Origin of the sequence: Paenibacillus sp. FSL R5-0473, assembly GCF_038004565.1 — a bacterium.
GTDB lineage: Bacteria > Bacillota > Bacilli > Paenibacillales > Paenibacillaceae > Paenibacillus > Paenibacillus amylolyticus.
Genome location: NZ_JBBORL010000001.1, coordinates 278,124 through 293,093 on the forward strand (window position 1 = coordinate 278,124; position 14,970 = coordinate 293,093).

At 46.2% G+C, this 14,970-nt stretch carries 9 protein-coding genes; 5 read left to right on the forward strand and 4 right to left on the reverse strand.

The window, feature by feature from the left end:
• Positions 1–246 precede the first annotated feature (246 nt).
• Entirely contained in the window at positions 247–1,782 is a 1,536-nt protein-coding gene (locus MKY28_RS01395) for a helicase DnaB (RefSeq protein ID WP_036605770.1), read from the forward strand.
• A gap of 230 nt (positions 1,783–2,012) precedes the next feature.
• Here the strand turns inward: MKY28_RS01395 and MKY28_RS01400 are convergent, their stop codons facing one another.
• The gene (locus tag MKY28_RS01400) at positions 2,013–3,659 is read right to left on the reverse strand and encodes an RNA polymerase sigma factor (protein ID WP_076319804.1); all 1,647 of its coding nucleotides are present in this window, start codon (positions 3,657–3,659) and stop codon (positions 2,013–2,015) included.
• A 616-nt stretch (positions 3,660–4,275) separates the two neighbouring features.
• Positions 4,276–4,761, reverse strand: a complete 486-nt coding sequence (locus tag MKY28_RS01405; RefSeq protein ID WP_076319803.1) for a hypothetical protein — start codon at positions 4,759–4,761, stop codon at positions 4,276–4,278.
• A 292-nt stretch (positions 4,762–5,053) separates the two neighbouring features.
• Here MKY28_RS01405 and MKY28_RS01410 point away from each other — a divergent pair, with 292 nt between their 5' ends.
• Positions 5,054–6,631 carry a class I adenylate-forming enzyme family protein gene (locus tag MKY28_RS01410; protein WP_076319802.1) on the forward strand — a complete coding sequence of 526 codons (1,578 nt, stop codon included), beginning with the start codon at positions 5,054–5,056 and terminating at the stop codon, positions 6,629–6,631.
• Between the two features lie 145 nt (positions 6,632–6,776).
• Here MKY28_RS01410 and MKY28_RS01415 read toward each other — a convergent pair whose 3' ends face one another.
• On the reverse strand, positions 6,777–9,599 hold the full coding sequence (locus MKY28_RS01415; RefSeq protein ID WP_340018457.1) for an endo-beta-N-acetylglucosaminidase: 2,823 nt from the start codon (positions 9,597–9,599) through the stop codon (positions 6,777–6,779).
• Positions 9,600–9,811: 212 nt separating this feature from the next.
• On the opposite strand from MKY28_RS01415, the gene MKY28_RS01420 reads away from it, so the two are divergent.
• Both MKY28_RS01420 and MKY28_RS01425 read left to right on the forward strand, forming a co-directional pair.
• On the forward strand, positions 9,812–11,641 hold the full coding sequence (locus tag MKY28_RS01420) for a sensor histidine kinase (RefSeq protein WP_445255452.1): 1,830 nt from the start codon (positions 9,812–9,814) through the stop codon (positions 11,639–11,641).
• A 1-nt stretch (position 11,642) separates the two neighbouring features.
• On the forward strand, positions 11,643–13,157 hold the full coding sequence (locus MKY28_RS01425) for a response regulator transcription factor (RefSeq protein WP_340018456.1): 1,515 nt from the start codon (positions 11,643–11,645) through the stop codon (positions 13,155–13,157).
• Here the strand turns inward: MKY28_RS01425 and MKY28_RS01430 are convergent.
• The gene (locus MKY28_RS01430; protein ID WP_340934514.1) at positions 13,128–13,268 is read right to left on the reverse strand and encodes a hypothetical protein; all 141 of its coding nucleotides are present in this window, start codon (positions 13,266–13,268) and stop codon (positions 13,128–13,130) included. The two genes, MKY28_RS01425 and MKY28_RS01430, sit on opposite strands and share 30 nt — an antisense overlap.
• Before the next feature lie 170 nt (positions 13,269–13,438).
• Between MKY28_RS01430 and MKY28_RS01435 the strand changes: the two genes are divergently transcribed.
• Positions 13,439–14,911 carry an ABC transporter substrate-binding protein gene (locus MKY28_RS01435; protein WP_340934515.1) on the forward strand — a complete coding sequence of 491 codons (1,473 nt, stop codon included), beginning with the start codon at positions 13,439–13,441 and terminating at the stop codon, positions 14,909–14,911.
• Positions 14,912–14,970 lie beyond the last annotated feature (59 nt).

Consider the following 14,970-nt stretch of genomic DNA (forward strand, 5'->3'; position numbering starts at 1 on the left):
TACATCTGGAGAACATTCTCTTTAGATATTCCCTTGTATTCTGCGGCTACAGCTTTTATAGTATTCTAGCGGCTCTCGACATTTTATTTTAGAAATTTGCTGAATTCGGCGAAAACGTGAATGATGTCGACCTAGGACGAAACGGAACGAGAACAGGCCATCTTTTTACCTGTTTTTGAGCATTTGAGGATCAGACATTTATGATAGAATAGATAAACATACTTTTGGGGAGAAGGAGATCAGGCTATGCGCATGAAGAATCTGCACCATTATACTGAACATCATCGCTACTGCGTATACAGGGAGTTTGGACTTAGCGCCCTGGATGACCGTATGCTTACAGGAGCATATCAGCCCATGGTAGGTGCTTTTGCGGTTGGCTTGTATCGGCTGTTGTTTCAGCATCTTCCCGGTGAACAGGTCGGTTATTCGCCGCTTGAACAGCAACGGAGGCTGTTCATGACGCTTGGCTTGGAGCCAAGTGAGAAAGGGCGCAAATATTTGTTAGAGCAGACATCCAAGCTTGAGGCAGTGGGGCTACTTCAGACATCACGTCTATATATACCGGAAAATGATGATTACATCTACGAATATGAGCTGCAACCGCCGCTCTCTCCGGCAGAGTTTTTCCGGACACAGCATTTGACACTGCTGCTTCGTGACAAGATTGGTAAATTCGCAGTTCTTTCCCTGCGTTCCGGTTTCTCGGCAGTGGAAAATGGGGACGCACCTTATCCGGCAGCCAATAAAGAGAATATTTCCGTTCCCTTTTACGATATATTTGAATTGAATACCCATGTAATTGATTACGAGTTGGAGCAAGCATTGTCGGAAGTATCAACTACGGCCCAACGGACAGGCACGAATGATGCAGCGGAAGAAAATAGTTTGAACTATGCCGACATTATTTTGCGTTTCCCGCGGGAGTCCGTCAATCGCCGTCATGTAGAACAGCTGCGGTTCGACCATGAACAACTAGGCATTGTAAATTATGTAGTGAACAAGTTCAACCTCAGTGTGCAGGATGTATGCCGACTGCTGGACGAAGATGATATCTTCAGTCCGCAGGGCCAGCTGATTTTGGATGATCTCCAGCATAAGGCGAGCATGCAGTTCAGGCAGACGAAGAAGCGTCATGAGCAACAGACCGTACAGGCGGCCAAGGTCGTGGCGCTGAGACAGCATATGGAGGAGCCAGAGCGGAAAGAAGACTCCGGTGAACCACCTGTTGAGCATGGAGTGCAGATGGAATATTACGTCGAAGTACCTCCGCAATTTATGACCAAGTGTGATATTCATCAATACAATATGATGTTGCGTAATGAGCCATACACACGTCTGTTGCAGACATTTTTCCCGGGTGCAGTACCAGACAATCTGATCGATATATTTGAGAAAATTGATCTGAGCTACAAGTTGCCTGGTGAAGTCATCAATGTATTGATTCATTATTTGATGGCATTGCTTGTATCCGGCGGCGAGCAGCGGATTAACCGTAACTTCGTTGAGGCGATCGCCTCCAACATGTTGCTCAAGCAGGTGAACTCTTACGAGAAAGCTGTTCAATATATTCGTGATCAGGCCAAGGTCAAAGGCAAACAGGCTGCTGGTGCAGCTGGAACCCGTACCCGTACATACGGCAAAGGAACCAAAGCCAAGCCCGAAATTCCGATTGTACAAGACATAAGCACCGATGGAGACGCCGTATCCGAGGAAGAGTTCGAAGAGATGATGCGATTTGCCCAGCAGATGCAGGCGAGTAAGCAAAAAGGCACTTCTTAAATATTTTTAATAAAGCCAAAAAGACGAGTCCTCCGATTAATGGAGACTCGCCTTTTTGCTATATAAGTTGAACTGAAGAAACGTATTTTACGTTTAATCATTTCCATACGTTCAGGAGGGGGCCGTGTGAAATAGCGATGTCCTAATCACTTCGTTGGACAGACAGAGTTTTGTGTAAAAACGGCCACCATCCGGGAACGGCTATTCTTCGTATACATTTCTGAACTGACTTACTTGACCGGCCCCATCCAGGTTGAAATCGTCTTCTGCTGGTGCGGCAACGGCGGTTTTAACTTCCCGTTATCGATCAAATGCTTCAAAATATAAGCGACAAGCCGGCCTCCGCCGGTGTTGCCTCTCACCATGTAAGCAAGCTGCGGCTCCAAATGCTTCGGCTGATTTTGCAGGAACAGGTTGAGCATTTTGTCGTAGAGCTTGCCGACAGCAGGCGCATACAGAGCGGACAAATCCGGCATTGCTTTGTTCAACCGATCCAACGTTTGCGGAGAGTCCATCCAGACCGCATTGAACTTGTACCCCTCCTTCGTCTTGCGGATGTACCCCTTCTCCAGCAGGAACGAATATTGCTCAGCGTTCTCTTCGTTGTCGGGCAGTTCCCCTTGTTGGAACGCATGACAAATCTCGACATTCCGATATTCCAGCAAACGCCAATCCATCTGGCGGTCGCTCCAGTACGTATTGAATTGCCACAAGTATAAAGGAGAGTCTTCGACGTAGCGGAGCGACGGACCGAAGGTGACGTAACTACTCATATCAAAACCCGGATCGGCATAGTGGCTCCGATTTAACGCCGCATAGGCAATATATTGACCTCCGTCCTTTCGCATTGGTGCGACCGCATCGAAGTTTTCGCCAGCCGGCATGCTCCGCCAAGATTGCTCCTCGATGTTCTTGGGCAGCAAGGTCCAGAGCAGGAAATTATAGTCGCCGTCCGGAACGTAAACTCCGCTATCCTCGACTTGCCGGCGAACTTCCATTATTGCGTCGAAATGAACATCGGCCACTTCGGCGGCGCAATCTTGCCAGAATTGATGACCAGCTACGGCTAACTCGAAGAGGTCCCAGACGATGGTATTGCTTTGATATTTGCCGGGAGAGGTTTGGATGAGAAAATTGTAATCGGCCAGGTGCCGGACTTCGCCTTCCAGCAAAGACGGCGGCATTCCGAGCTCCTCCGCGATTTGATGTACGGTACGCGCCTTATGATAAGCCGCGTAAACGATATTTTGCGCCAAGGCGCGTCCAAGAAAATCGTTGGTTTCGCCCAGGCTGCCGGCCGAACCGGAATGGCCCATTTCCCCCATGCTGACCGGATTGACACTTAAAGTTCCTGTTGCACGCATACGTTTCATCCCTTTCCGTAACTTCTTTTTGGCCTCGCTCAAATGCCACTTCACCGTGTTGACAGGAATGTTCAGAGCAATCGCGATATCGCCGATTTTAAGCTCGTCGTAGTAATGCATGACCACGATCCGGCGATGGATGTCGGACAGAAACGCGACTTCTCGGCGGAGCTCGCGGTAAGCTTCGGTTACCAGCAACCGGTCAAGCGGTTCCCGAGAAGGGGCGGCCGACAGTTCGGACATGCCGTTGATTTCGATCGCTTGGGGAGCGTGTGCACGCTTTTTCAACCAATTCACCCAAGTGTATCGAGCAACCGTCCAGACGTAAGCGTCAAGGCTTCTAATGTCCCGCACCCCAGAGAAGGATTTCAACAACTGCAGCATAATCTCCTGAGCCAGATCCTCCGCCTCGGCCCGCTGCTTGACCCGGTTTAATGCAAAACCGAAAATCGGTTTGACATAGCTCCGAATTGCTTCCGCTGCTTCTTTTCCGTTTTTACCAATTGAATCCATCTTTTGCCTCCATAGTTGCATCTGTAATTCCTGACAATTATATAGTGTGCCAGGCGAAATAAAGGTTGGGATTATTTTTTTAAAATTTGGACGTCCTAACGGATCGCTCATACATGTATAATTACAAACATCAACATCATGAGTAGGTTATTTAAATGGTTAAAGAGACGTTATGAACTTTTTGTTAAACGAGATGAAGATTACTTTAGATGTAAAGGTCTCACTTTTAGTATATAAAGATACTTCTTTTCCGTTCAACTATGGGAGGATACAAACTAGGAGCACGAGCCGAAGTTCTTCTTCGGGTACTTGGGGTACTCCTTCGTTCCGTAGTTAACCAGGAGTGGTCTCGATTAATTATTCAAACGCATAATTGAAATTCATTATACTAACGAGAAACGTTAGCTTAATGCTCAAAGAATCGACGTAATCAACTGCGGTTTAGAACTAACGGATGACAATAGGGATCGTGCAAAAATGCTAACAATCCTTATTGGTATACCTTTAGGGGGGATGTACTCCAGAAAATACGGACAAAAAAAAGCCCAAAAGGGCTACTTCGATAATTGTCATAGTAAACTTTTCCTAGTACTCTCACTGGAAAAAAATTATATCCTTAACTTTCCCTTGTAGGAGTATGAGTAGCAACTTTCCATTTACCTTCCTCATAGGTTAAAGTTATTTTTGCAGAGAGCGACCCCTCATTGGCACGATACTTACTGACCTCTATGGCAATGTTATTATCTGATTGCTTCTCCTGCTTTTCAATTTTCAGTAAAATCCCTTTTAGCGTATTATCAGACCGTTCAGACAGTCCTTCTTCAATCAATTCTTCATAGGTTAGGTTATAAATTTTTACGTTATATTTGCTGTGAAGGTAATCGTCAATGCTTTTCTTATCAGAATCCTTTAATGAAATTCCTTTATCAAAATCCAATGAGATATACTCCATGTTTTCATTAAGAGCCGTATCTGTTGAAATTAACTCCTCCAACGCCATACGATAAGGTTCACCTGGTTCATTCTGCTGGCTAGAGCCAGTAACACCACCTGCGCAAGCTGATAGTAAAAATAACGCTACAACACTGAAAATAAAATGCATTGTCTGTACTTTTATGACAATCCCCTCCTGGGTACTCGTTTCCTAAATAAACGTAATGATAAACAGAAATGTTGTATTTCAGTTTAGAAAGAAGCCAAATTTGATCTGCCTAATTAAGCTAGCAAGTAGGTTAACGGCAAGGATCGTCTGTGAGCAGAACTGTAATATCAGGAGAATTTATGGTTTTAATAGAGGATAATGATTACTTATTATTCCAGATATATGCTACTCTCTTTTTATTCCATAGTTTTCTTAACGGAGAAATGGAAATTTAAATGTTGGGGGTAATTGCTTGCTTCTATCCGAACGATTGCCAATTGCAGCAAGTCTGTACCCTGAGGAACCTGCGTTAATGAGACATGGGCAAACGATGAGTTATGGGGAGCTTTACGGTCTGGTTGAAAGATTCAGTCATACCCTGTATGTTGAAGGACTCCGGGCCGGTGATCGTATTGCCCTTTTAGGTGATCCAGATCCCCAGCTTGTTGTTGCGTTTTATGCAGCAGTTGGGATCGGCGCTATACCACTCGTTCCTTCTCCTATGCTAACAGTACCTGAACTCGCTGCCATATTTCAGGATGCAGAACCACATATGGTTATTCATGATGACCAACATGCTAAAGTAGCTATTGCCACGGTAAAGCTTCTTGGGTATTGTCCAAAACTGTTCACGATAGACGAAGAAGGGACGAATAGCAGTTCGCTCGCTGCTCTTTTACAGCAGGAACCTGCGTTCTCTCCAAAAGACCATTCCAAACGAAGTTTAGACGATACGGCAGTCCTGATTTATACGGGTGGGACAACTGGTCGGCCAAAAGGGGTCATGCATTCGCATCGTGGTATGGCTGCTTGGAATCAACTTACGCCTTCTGCAGGCTTCGGTCATGATCTCAAGCGTCGTGTGTTAGTGCTCAACTTATCCCATCTGGTAGGTCAGTTCCAGCTGTGGGCGACCATGGCTGCCGGAGGCTGTCTTGTATTTCTAGACGAATACCCGGCGGATGTACACCGCATTATGGAAGCTATTGAACGTGATCAGATTACACAACTCAGCACAGTAGGCCAACTGCTTCGTGATCTTACCCGCGAGGCATCCGTAGGAGGTAGAAACTTGAAGAGTCTATCGCTTATTGGCTGCGGAGGGTCCATTATTTCCCCGGATACACTACAGGAGGTTGTATCGCAATTTCCTGAAGTTATCATTGTGAACAACTACTCACAAGCGGAATGTGGAATGTCCATAAGCCGCCTTTTTCCTGCTCAGCATATGGGCGATCCCCATCGCCTTCGATCCGTAGGTCGTCCTGCTGACTTGGCTGCCCAAGGTGAGCAGGCCTTCGAAGTTCGGATATTAGATACGGACGGAAGTGAGACAGTTACGGGCGAGGCTGGAGAAATCGTTGTTCGAGGTCAACAGACCATGCTGGGGTATTGGCGCCAGTTGGAGGCTACTGCCGAGACCATGTCCGATGGTTGGATTCGAACTGGGGATGTCGGTTGTCTGGATGCCGAAGGTTACCTTTATGTGTTTGATCGCTTGAAGGATATGATTATTGTGGACGGTTCCAATGTGTTCTGTGCCGAAGTGGAGCATGTTATTGTGAGCCATGAGTCGGTAAGCGAGGCGGCCATAATCGGACATCCTCTTCCTGACGAAGGCGAGGAACTTGTCGCTTTCATCGTGTTACAGGATGGTGAAAGTATGGATCTGACGCAGGTGCGGGCGTTTTGTGAGCCACACCTTGCTCCGTACAAATGGCCGACTCAACTGTTCATTGTGGATACTTTGCCGAGAACAGCCGTGGATAAAATAGATAAAAAGCAGTTGCGCAAGCATCTATCCTCAATTTCATCCGAAGGACTATGCTAACGGGAATGCTGTTTAATAGCTGTTGGGTTGAATATTTATTGTTAGATCAACAAAAACAGCCCTTCAACTTCCTTTTGGAAGTGAAGGGCTGTACGTTTTTATCTCAACTGTTATGCAGACGAGAACAAAAAAATACTTTGCAGTATTATCTCAAAATCGTAGCGGCCTGATTGCCTGCATAATCCTCAATGACCAGCTTCAATGAGCTGTTGCTGGACGCTGGCGTGAAGGTCAGTTCACTCAGCTTTGTTCTTCCCCGAATGATATACGGGAATTTTTGCGATACGTAAGTGACTCCGAACTCGCGTGGCACCCCATTTTCATATACATAGATCTTGTACCAGTCCTCCAGATCCGGGAGGGCCAATGTGTACTTTCCATCTTTTACCGTGACCTTTTCCTTGACGTATGGTGTAATCTGAAGATCTGCGAGCTGTCCGGTATGGGTTACCGGGTTCTGCCCGCCAATGGCGATGTTCAGCACGTAATGCTCACCGTTGGTCGGAAGTCCGGTCAGGACGGCAGATTGTTTTCCTTTTTTGACCTGAAGCGACTTGGTGAAAGGCTCTTTTGTGTATTCTGTTTCTAGTGTGAGTTGAATAGACTCGTTGCCTTTTCCTTTGTCTTTATTTTTATCCTTGTCCTTATCCGTATTCTTATCTTTATCTTTGCCTGAATCTTTCGCTTTCTTCGGGTTTTTCCAGCTTACAATAGCATCGCCATTCTTTTTGAATTTCACATCAATATCCTGAACGGCTGCATTCAGATCGTAAGGCAGGACGGTTGCTTCACTTTCGGTACCATCTGCACCAACCGCACGGATAGACAGTTCACCAGATGGCTGTTTTAGTGATTTGATATAAAAAGTGGAATCATACACGCCGCCTACATAGGCGCCATTTTCATATAAATTGTATTGTTTGACCTCTGAATAGTCCTTCATGTCCCATGCAACAACCAGTTCATCGGTGCTGGTCAGTGCTTTGGCAATATGGAATCCGGTCGGTGCATCCGGTACAGCCGCTGAACCGTCGGAAATGCGGATCTCGCCAATGTTCATCTGGTAATTCTCAATTGCTTTGCCATTCGGGTCAAAAGATAATCCCATAGCGGCAATGGTTTTGCCTTGATAGGCACTCAAATCCAGCGAAGTTGTCTTCCAGCCTTCTGTATGCTGGCCTACATTAGGCACATTTACGTTGACCACGTTGGATGGATCATCTTCGAAGATCAACCCAACATGCAGGGAGGAAGCGTCACTAGTCGACGGTTTGTTATACGTCAGTTCCAGTTTCGATTGCCCGTTGACGGACAGGTCGGTCTTGTACAGGCGCAGGAAGTTCTCCGCGTTCAGTGTGCCGTTCACCACGAGAGAGCTGCCGCCATTAAACGCGCCAATGGAGTCATAGTTGTACCTTGCGCCTTTCTCATAAGAGGGACCATAGTCAAAATCAACACTGAGCTTGTCGCCTTCACTATCCATCCACCATTGCCAAGTGACAGGGATATCCTGAATGTTGATATTGGACCATTCTTTATCGTTCGAGACAGCACCGTCTTCATAATATTTCAGGCCGTGGCCCGTATTGAAGTTGGTCGCAAAATTGGAGCCGTTGATGACGGATCGCTCGGTAAGATAAGCGGCGATTCCATCCCAATTTGCACCGGAAGCATACATATCCGACAGATCGGCAGACGCATTACGACGTGCATCTGTCGGGTCTTGATTTGGACCAGACCACCAGGCACGATCACGTACAAAGGTCATCCACTGGTAATCATCTTCCGCACGATGATTGGTGCTGCCATCGCCCATCTCTTCATCCAGAGCGTTGTGGGTGAAGTCGGCACCTAATGTCGCGATGCTGTTCATGGGTTGACCGTTCTCATCCAGGTTATGGCGCAGGTCATAGGATTGCTTCCAGCGGCCGAATTTGTCATGTCCACCTTCGACACCAGCAAATACGGTTTCCAGTGGATCCAGTCCCAGGCTAAGGGCATGATCACGGGAGTCGCGGAGCATCTTGTGGTTCCACACATAGTTCAGGAAGATGGAATCCGAGACTCTGCCGAGAACGGAATCTTGTACAAAGGGGCTGTTGAGCCCATTGAATTGGTTCTGGTATTGAATTTTGCCTGTTGTATTGATGGTGGAATCATACCACTGAACGTACAGGCCTTTATCTCTTAGATATTTCATGAATTTCTTGTAGGATGCGATATCTTCAGGGGCTACACCCCGGGCAACTTCTTCCTGATTGAAGAAATATCCATCATAGTTGTAGTATTCTGCCATCTCGGCCAATTTCTCGGCCACAGGAAAATTACCGTTTTCATCCTGGATCAGCATTTGTTTATAGGTTTGTGGGCCACGGTCATTGTCCGAGAAAAAGATGTTAGCAATGGACTTAACGCCGTTCTTGTGGGCTGCATTGGTGTAGGCCGGATTCGGAATGTTCAAAATGCCAAACTCGAAGTATTTCTCCGTCCACTCTTTACTCGGATCGTACAGCTCCTCAGGTACTCCCGCAGAGGCCATGCCGTGCCAATAGCTGTAGTAGTCTGTATATTGCCAATAATTAAATAGATACTGGCTGAATTCATTGGTATAAGGTGTGCTATCGAAGAATGCATTGCCGTAATCGCCACTCATTGTGAATAACTGGGTGTCCGGACTAAGCTCAGGATAAGCCTGTGTGGCAGCGAACGCTTCATTACGGGGCTGCAAGGGAACATGGGCACGAAGTAAATCGCCATGGATATCACTTTCCGGTGTCCAGTTCAGAATCTGGGCCGAGGTGTATCCATGTTGATAGGGCTGATTCACCCCTTTGGCACTTTCACCGGTGTAAGGGAGCGTGTCTCCGGCATAAACGGATGATGCAACAACTTGTCCAAGCAGAGCCGTAGTCAGGACCATGGCGGTTACCTTGGGTATGATGCCTTTTGCTTTGAGTTTGCGTGTCATGCTGTTCCTCCTTCAAGTGGAATGAATGTAAGGTATTCTTTTACACAAAGCTAAACTTATGGTTAACGATAGTGGATGAAAGCGTTTTTAAATAGGGTGAAATTAAAGAAACACAGATATAAACTAAAGAAAAGTTGCAGGTGACAAGTTAATGTCAGAAGCCTGATGGTATAATTCAAGTCAGGAAAACAGCATCGGAGGGAACATGCGAATTGAAAATTGTTAGCGTTTACAATAATTTCTTCAAAAATAATATGTTTATGAAAATGCTCCTGATTTTCTCGATGATATCCATTGTCACGATTATTACATTGTCTTATATCATCTTCCTGTCGGTGTCCGACTCCACGATTCGCCGGGAACTGGCGATCCAGAAAGCGGCGATGGAACATGTGGATCGGTACATTCATCAGCAGTATGAATCGGTACAAAACATGGTGAGGGATATGCATCAGAATGAGGCGCTGTCCGCCAACATTACTTATCTGATGAATCATTCGTACGCTGAATATGTTCAGCACATGACGAATGGATATTACGCCAATCAGGACGATTATTCGGCCGATGTGTTGAAACATTTTCAGAACATTATGGATCGCAATTCGCAGATTAATCAACTCATGTTATATAGCGCTGAGCAGCAGGATCTGTCTACCTTCAATCAACACAAGCAGTTCCGCAAGCTGGACGCGAATGTAGCTCATTCCTATATTCCGGACGTGATGGCGATGGAAACACCCAATATCAGTGCACCCAATTACTGGATACGCAAAGAGATTAATCAATGGGACCCTGCGCTCTACTCCATCCGTGTACCAATTAACAATACACAGACTCTTCGGAATCTGGGCCAATTTCTTGTCTTCTTTGACTCGGAGGGAATCGGTAACGCGCTGGATAACTACGAGAGTAATCTCAAGGGAGAAATCGTGGTGTTATCGGCGAAAGGGACAGTGTTATTTGACTCCAACAATCATTATTACGGGAAGAAGTACCCCTACGTGAATGTGGCCGATTCCCTGTTTGATCAGACGGATATGGATTCAATGAAAAAGGAGCAGAACATGTACGTGAACAAGTTTGTCTCCGCGGATCAGGGTTATGTGGTCATTGGCACCGTTCCGGTAGAAGAGATGGCTGAAACCTATGCGGGCATTCGCAATACCATTATCTCGATCAGTATTGTGTGTATTCTGTTTGCCGTGCTGGTTCCGGCGTTTTTCATTATTAACTTTGCCAAACGAACCCGTCGAATTATTCGCTTCACCCAAAAAGTGAAATATGGCAACTTAACGGCTCGCATCGACGATCCGCGTGATGATGAACTGGGGCAGATCTCACATAGCTTCAACGATATGTTGGACGAGCTGAATCTGTACATTGAACGGGTCTACAAAGCCGAGATCAAACAGAAGGAGACCGAGCTGGTCGCATTACAGGCGCGTATCAACCCTCATTTTCTCTACAATACGCTTGAAGTGATTCGGATGAGGGCCATATCCCAGGGGGCGAGAGATGTCGGCGAGATGATCTATAGTTTATCCGTATTGTTCAAGAGCCTGGTACAGCAAAAGAAAAATTATACGCTGAAGGATGAGATGGAAGCTTGCCGCTTGTATCTGGAATTATTCCGAATCCGCTACAAGGATATTTTCATATATACGATCCAGATCGATGCTGCATATTATCAACACCCTGTGGTCAAACTTTCGCTGCAACCCATCATTGAGAATTATGTCGTACACGGCATTCAGACAGAACGTTCGGATAACCGATTATCGATTGTTGTGGAAGAGACAGATGATGTGGTGCAAGTGGAAGTCAAAGATAATGGCAAAGGCATTGATCCGGCACGCCTGACGGAAATCCTTGAAGAACTGGAACGTCCTGAAGAGTCTGGTCAGATGTTTGGGCTGCGCAGTGTCCATAGTCGATTGCGCTTCCTGTATGGGCCAGAGTTCGGTATCACCATAGAGAGCACCCTCGGAGAAGGAACACGAATCAGGGTGCGTTATCCACATTCAGAAGGGACAGGTGTGTAATATGTACAAGGTGTTTATTGTGGACGATGAGCCATTCATCATTGAAGGTTTATACGATATTGTGGATTGGTCTTCATTTGGTATGGAAATTGTGAGCCATGCAGGTAATGGGCAAGCAGCGTTACAGGCGCTCTCTTCTCAGCCTGTGGACATTCTGATTACGGATATATCCATGCCACTCATGAATGGTCTCGATCTGATTCGGGAAGCAAGGCGAGTGCAACCTGAGCTTAAGGTCATTATCCTCAGTGGTTTCAATGAGTTCGAATATCTGAAGGAAGGCATGCAATTGGGGATCGAAAACTATCTGCTCAAACCGATTAATGTAGAGGAACTGGAATCCACGCTGAGCAACACGGCGTCCAAGCTAGATCATACGGTATCACCTCAAGCCGATGATGCGTATGGCATCCAGATTCTGAAAGATAACATTCTTCATCGATGGCTTACGGGACAGATTGCAGCTACTGAATTTGAAGAACGTGCCCAGTTCATGAACCTTTCGCTGGATGCACCGGACGTTGCTGTGGCCATTCTGCGTGACAAAGGGCAAGTACCCGGCATGTTTGAACGTGTAGAAGAGATGCTGAGAGACAGACGCCATCTGAACGTATTTCATGATATCGATGGAGACATCGTCATTATTGCTAACATTCAGGGTACGAGTGACGAGGAACAGAAGTTGATGGATGGTCTGCAGGCAATATCTGATGAGATAACCGTAACCCATCCGGCGGCACGCATTGGAGCAGGCAGATTGATGAAAGGGTTATACCATGCGCCGACCAGTTATGCCGAGGCCAAAAAAGCACTCCAGTATGTGATGATTTATCCCGACCTTAAAGTCATCGATCATGCCATGCTGGAAAGGTGCGGAAATTCAACGGCGACCTTTTTCATTGAATGGAGGGAGTATGCCAAACTCATTCTATCCCGCAATACAGAACAACTTGCCGACCGGATTCGCATGGATTTTGAACAGCATCGCGATGGGCTTACACCTGGGGAGTTACAGAATACCGCACTGGAAGTTGTGATTCGCTTCAAGATGGAACTGGAGAGCATCAAACACTCGGATGAGTCTGCCATATACCAACAAGGGCTTCAACTTGTACTGGACAGTGGTACTTTTGATGAACTCGTGCGGGCGCTTCAGCAGGTTGGGTCGCAGACGATCCAATCCCTATTGCAGGATCTGAAAAATCCAATTGTAAACCAAGTGCTTCAGCATATCGACAAACACTACGCAGAAGAGCTCTCCTTGAAGCTATTGGGTGCCCACTATCATCTGCATCCGGTGTATTTGGGACAATTGTTCCATAAGGAGACCGGGGAGACGTTTGCCGAATATATCAACAAATACCGGATTGAACGTGCGAAGGAGCAACTACGCAATTCCAATCTGAAGGTACATGAGATCGCCCGAAATGTAGGGTATTGGGAGACGGGGTATTTCTATAAACAGTTCCGCAAATATGTAGGGATTTCACCGACTGATTTCAAGGTGTTTGGTTAATTCGGTGACGGGTAGATCCAACCATGCGGACAGAGAGCCAAGAGACATATCGGGAACAGGAATGGCATGGTAGAAAATCATGGCATACGTTACCCGGCATGTCTCTTTCATGTAAGCGATTTATTTAAATAGGTACAAAATAGATGCCCAAGGAAGATTTCTCTTTAATTTGTACCTCGAAAACTTAAGTTTATCTTCTTTTTGTAAATGCTTTCATTCGATAAGGTTAAAGCAGTTAGTAAGTAGAGCCTAAGGGAACACGAAAAGGGAGGATCAAAGAAATGAGTAAACAAAGAAAACGCTTCTCACTCGTTCTTGCATTGTTAATGGCCGTTACACTTGTTCTTAGTGCCTGTGGAGGAAGCAAAGATGCTTCAGAATCCGGGGGAGCTGGAGATGACGCGGTAGAGTTGATCTGGTATACCATTGGTACCCCTCAGAAAGACGTCAATAAAGTGATGGAAGAAGTGAGCAAGTATACCAAAGAGAAAATTAATGCCACGGTAACGATGAAGATGGTTGACTGGGGTGACTACCCGCAGAAGATGCAGGTTAACGTAGCATCCGGTGAGCCAATGGACATTCTGTTCACTTCTTCTGGTGGATTCGATTATGTACAAAATGCCAGAAAAGGTGCATTCCTTGAACTGGATGACCTGCTTGCTGAATACGGTCAGGATCTTACCAAGACCATTGATCCTGCGTTCCTCAGCGGTTCCAAAGTAGATGGACACAATTACGGAATTCCAGCCAACAAAGAGCTGCCACAACAAGAGGTATGGCGCTTTAACCAAATGCTGGTTGATAAATACAAGCTGGACATCTCTGGCGTTCGTACGTTAGAAAGTCTGGAGCCTCTGCTCAAAACAATTAAGGAAAACGAGGCGAGTGTAACACCATTTGCCATGGATAAAAACTATGTTCCTTACGTGCCTTATGACTATGTCATTCAGAATCTGCCAATGGCAATCAAGCTGGATACAACAGACTATAAGCTTGTAAACATACTGGAAACACCTGAAATGAAAGAAGCACTTACCACGATGCACAAATACTACAAGGCTGGTTATGTATCGGCAGAAGCGGCAACAACAGGTTCCACGAACGACCTGACAACATCGGGCAACTGGTTCCTGGATCGTGCACAGACTCAGCCACTCGCGGACAATCAATGGTCTGCAAGTTACGGTTATCAAGTCGTTTCAACACCTGCAAGTGAAGCAATTATAACGAATACATCTGTACAAGGTTCCATCATGGCCATCTCGGCCAACTCGGAATATCCGGAGAAAGCGATGGAATTCCTGAACCTGCTCAATACAGATCCTGTGCTGCGTAATATGGTGGACTCCGGTATTGAGGGCACACACTACAAAAAAGTGGATGACACACATATGGAAAATCTGCCTGAATCGAAAAACTACGATATGCCTTCATACTCCCTTGGGAACAACATGCTGCTCTATCTGAACAGCAATGACCCGGATAACAAATGGGATGAGTTCAAGAAGTTTAACGCTGAAGGTGTCAATTCCCCGATCCTCAGCTTTAACTTTGATGCAAGCAATGTATCGTCCGAACTGACGGCGGTACAGAACGTGAAAGAGCAATATTGGGCAGCACTGATGACAGGTACACTGGACCCGGCAGCCAATCTGGATCAAGTGATTGAGAAGTTCAATCAAGCCGGACTGGAGAAAGTAATGGCTGAAGCCCAAAGCCAGCTGGATGCCTGGAGAGCGGAAAACAAGTAACAGTACATCGTAAGGATCGGGCGGCTGCTTATCGCGTCCGGTCCTTTTTCATTCAAGCC

What these genes read in the sequence shown, in the direction of transcription:
- MKY28_RS01400 (WP_076319804.1), bottom strand. Translation starts at nt 3,659, where the DNA reads ATGGATTCAATTGGTAAAAACGGAAAAGAAGCAGCGGAAGCAATTCGG.
- MKY28_RS01405 (WP_076319803.1), bottom strand. Translation starts at nt 4,761, where the DNA reads ATGCATTTTATTTTCAGTGTTGTAGCGTTATTTTTACTATCAGCTTGC.
- MKY28_RS01415 (WP_340018457.1), bottom strand. Translation starts at nt 9,599, where the DNA reads ATGACACGCAAACTCAAAGCAAAAGGCATCATACCCAAGGTAACCGCC.
- MKY28_RS01430 (WP_340934514.1), bottom strand. Translation starts at nt 13,268, where the DNA reads ATGAAAGAGACATGCCGGGTAACGTATGCCATGATTTTCTACCATGCC.
- MKY28_RS01435 (WP_340934515.1), top strand. Translation starts at nt 13,439, where the DNA reads ATGAGTAAACAAAGAAAACGCTTCTCACTCGTTCTTGCATTGTTAATG.
- MKY28_RS01395 (WP_036605770.1), top strand. Translation starts at nt 247, where the DNA reads ATGCGCATGAAGAATCTGCACCATTATACTGAACATCATCGCTACTGC.
- MKY28_RS01425 (WP_340018456.1), top strand. Translation starts at nt 11,643, where the DNA reads ATGTACAAGGTGTTTATTGTGGACGATGAGCCATTCATCATTGAAGGT.